A 2619-nucleotide genomic window follows, 5' to 3' on the forward strand; every position below is an offset into this window, starting at 1 on the left:
GTGCACCTAAATCCCGAACGGGACCCAGTGCCACAGGCCGCAGGATTTTAAAGAGCTGAAGTCATTTTATATGGCAACTATGTTGACAGACTCCGGAGGTTCTGATCCTGATAATACGTGAAAATTTTAGATCAGGCACTTAACATCCAGCTTAACGAGCAATTCATCACGATCTCATGTTGATCATGCTTTACCCAGCACCCGTTTAACACGAAGCACTCCTTCAGGCCCCACTATACGTTTAATTTTTATTTTTATTTTTTCAACTATAAAAGCCTTGGGAATTAAGTTTTTTATAAGTTCTGAAAAAGAAGCTTTTTTAAAAACAATTTCTTGAAATTTTGAATAATATATATCAGATAATTTTTTTCCCCTAACTTCTTATAATATCGATACATCCAAAACCAAGTATTCATTTGATCATCCAGCTTCTTATCTTCTGATGTAGATGACCAGACTCCACCAGCATGTATTCGATATGCCGCCGGTTTAATATCATGATGGTAGTGACTACCACCATACTGCCCTAATATAGATATGAGGAAGTTATCACCATTACGAACCATATTACGTTCGGGTGCAAAATCTTCTACCACATTACGGTAAACCCAAGACATGGTCAGAATCCATGCTTTTCCTTCTGCAAGTTCATCTGATGAAAAATCCCTTTTATGGCCATCTGGCAGTTTTGATGGCTTAACAACTATCCCTGTTTCATCAGTGACAAATGCATCATGCCCCGTAATGACACATTCAGGATTTTTTTCAAGATAATCCACCTGTTTCTTAAGCTTGGTAGAGTCTAGCCAGTAATCATCTCCTTCACAAACTGCTAAATATTTAGCATCTGAAACACCTTGAAAAAAAGATAATGCACGATGGCCTTTAGAATACAGATTCTCTTCCTGGAATATTGTTTTAATTATTCCTGGATAATCCTTTTCGTATTTTTTAATAATCTCTTGGGTACCATCAGTGGAAGCATCATCATGAACAATGATAGAAAATGGAAAATTAGTTACCTGATTCAAAAAACCATTCAAGGTGTCTGCAATAAATTTAGCATGATTATATACAATACAACAGATTGCCAAAGTTGGTTGATTAGCGTCAACGCTCCACCTTGCAACAATTTCCTCTTCCGACCTAGGTTCAGGTGGCTTAGGCACTACATCGCCATTTTTCAAAAACTCTACTGACATAAACAGAACTTCCTCAATAACCTAGTCGCTTGGATACTTGGCCCCACAATATCAGGGCTCCCTCAGCTTTAATCAAAAAACTGGCAACTATGTAAACACCCGACCCCACTAGCGCTGAGAGAATCAAAGTGACAGCTTGGTGTGCTTGAAACTCACCCGCCAAGTAGCAGGCTGATGCACCACCCAAAACCGCTGCACAGATGGGTTTGATGACATCTTTAACCTGCTCATCTAACGAGTACCCTATGAGCTTGTTCGAAAAGTAGGTATTAGGAAATAGGGCTAGAAATGTCGCAAACACCTGAGAGATGACGATTTCTAACACGCCGTAGCGTATGGCCAGGAACAGCATGGTTAAGTTAACCATTTTTTTTACAAGACCTACCTTAAATACAAGGTCGGAGCGCCCTTTTACGTTGAGCAGATTCATATTCAAGGCGTGCAGGGGGAAGATCATGCCTACAATGCACAACAGCTGGAGGTAGGGCACTGCGCCTTGCCATTTTTCGTCAAAGGCCAGGCTAATCAGTGTTGGTGCCAGTGCGGCCAGCAGCATCATGATAGGCGCAATCAGGAACATCATCAGCTGCATGATCTGACGATATTTGTATTTTAGCGTGGCGTTATCGTCTTGCAAGGTGGCAAGCGCTGGGAAAGTCGTTTTTTGCACCGCGCCGGTTAACTGTTTCGAAACCAGGTTGTTGATTTTCTTAGCAAAAAAGTAAAGCCCAGTCAGCTCCGCACTAAAAAATCGACCAATCACCAAAATATATGAGTTTTGGTAGGCAACAGAAAGCAAGCCTTCAGCAAGTAAATTTCGACCAAAAGCAAATAGTCGCGAGAATGATTCCATTGAGAATTGCCAGCTAGGCCTCCAGTTACTGGCCATCCACAGAACCAGCGCCGATACGACTGCTTGGCTAAGCATCTGCACTACCAGACTCCATACTCCCCAACCCTGATAAGCTACTATTACAGCAAGGACACCAGACACTACTGTTGCCAGGGTATTAGCTTTCATCTGCGTTTTGAAGTCCATATCCCGGCTAAATACAGCTATTTGGACTATTTTTGACGCGTTGATGAAGACTACCAGCCCCATCGTCTGCACCAGTGCGGCTAACTCCAGCTGGCTGTAGAAAGTAGCAATGAATGGGGCACTGATAAATATTGTAGTATAGGCGGCCAGGCTGAGCCCTAAGTTGGTAAAGAACACCGTATTCAAATCAGCATCTGACACAGACTTGCTACGTATTAGCGCCGCGCCTAGACCTGAGTTGACAAAAGCATTCGCTAGCTCGAACACTACTGTTGCCATCGCTACCAAGCCAAACGCATCAGGAGCCAACATGCGAGCGAGGAACAGCATGAAAATGGTGCTAGCACCCCGTGTCAGGAACAGGTTAGCAAGATTCCA

Annotated in this window: 2 protein-coding genes; both read right to left on the minus strand. The window is 42.8% G+C overall.

What is annotated here, in order from left to right:
• Window positions 1-293: 293 nt before the first annotated feature.
• Window positions 294-1202, minus strand: coding sequence for a glycosyltransferase (locus Q358_RS18400; RefSeq protein ID WP_084286587.1), 909 nt, complete (start codon window positions 1200-1202; stop codon window positions 294-296).
• Between the two features lie 13 nt (window positions 1203-1215).
• Window positions 1216-2619, minus strand: a 1404-nt coding sequence (locus tag Q358_RS17630; RefSeq protein WP_043488468.1) for a lipopolysaccharide biosynthesis protein, incomplete at its 5' end; no start/stop codon positions are given.

The organism is Halomonas halodenitrificans DSM 735, from assembly GCF_000620045.1.
Classification (GTDB): domain Bacteria; phylum Pseudomonadota; class Gammaproteobacteria; order Pseudomonadales; family Halomonadaceae; genus Halomonas; species Halomonas halodenitrificans.